The 912-nt window shown below is 74.0% G+C and carries 1 protein-coding gene; it reads left to right on the top strand.

All coding sequences use genetic code 11. From position 1 onward, the window contains the following. On the top strand, positions 1–912 hold a 912-nt coding region (locus tag HMPREF3105_RS00645; protein ID WP_246830293.1), incomplete at both ends, for an ABC transporter permease.

The following is a 912-nucleotide window of genomic DNA, read 5'->3' as shown; positions in this document are numbered from 1 at the left end:
TCCGTCCGCCACGCCCGCCGAGCCGCTGCGCCCGCCGGTCACCGCGGCGGCGTCCGCGGAGCGCGTGAGGCGCCGCGGCGTCCTGCTCTACGCCGAACACCAGCTGCGGAACATGCGTCGCTACGGCGCGGTGCTGCTCGTCGGGGCGCTCGGCGAGCCCGTGCTCTACCTGCTGGCCATGGGCCTGGGCCTGGCCCAGCTCATGGGCGGCGGGATGCCGCAGGACGCCCTGGGCGGGGTCTCCTACGTCGCGTTCATCGCCCCGGCGCTGCTGGCCTCGGGTGCGCTGATGACCGCGTCCGTCGAGTTCTCCTACCCGGTGATGGGCGGGTTCCAGTGGCAGCGCACGTACTACGCGGCGCAGGCCACTCCGCTGTCTCCGGCGCAGATCGCCCTGGGCCACCTCGTGGCGGTGAGCCTGCGGTTCGTGTTCCAGGCGGCCGTGTTCCTGCTGGTGATGCTGGCGTTCGGCGTGGTCTCGAGCCCGTGGGCGTGGGTGCAGGTCCTCACCGCCACGCTCGGCGGGCTCGCCGTCGGCGCGCCGATCATGGCGTTCGCGGCCTCCCTGAAGGAGGACAAGGGCCAGTTCGCCACCCTGCAGCGGCTCGTGGTCATGCCCCTGTTCCTGTTCTCCGCCACCTTCTACCCGCTCGAGGCGCTGCCGGTGTGGCTGCGCTGGATCGGCTGGCTCTCCCCGCAGTGGCATGCCGCCCAGCTCGGCCGCGTGCTCTCCTACGGGATGGTCGAGCCGGCCTGGCTCACCGTGGTGCACGTGGCGTTCCTGCTGGCCCTCGCGCTCGGCGGGGCCTGGCTCGCGGTGCGGATCTACACGCGCCGCCTCGGCTGGGTCCGCGGCACCCCGGACCGCGACGCCGTCACGGCCGCCCACAGGGAGCGTGCCCCGCGCCTGGG

Source organism: Micrococcus sp. HMSC31B01 (assembly GCF_001816085.1).
Lineage (GTDB): Bacteria > Actinomycetota > Actinomycetes > Actinomycetales > Micrococcaceae > Micrococcus > Micrococcus luteus.
This window is presented reverse-complemented; position numbering and strand designations above follow the sequence as displayed.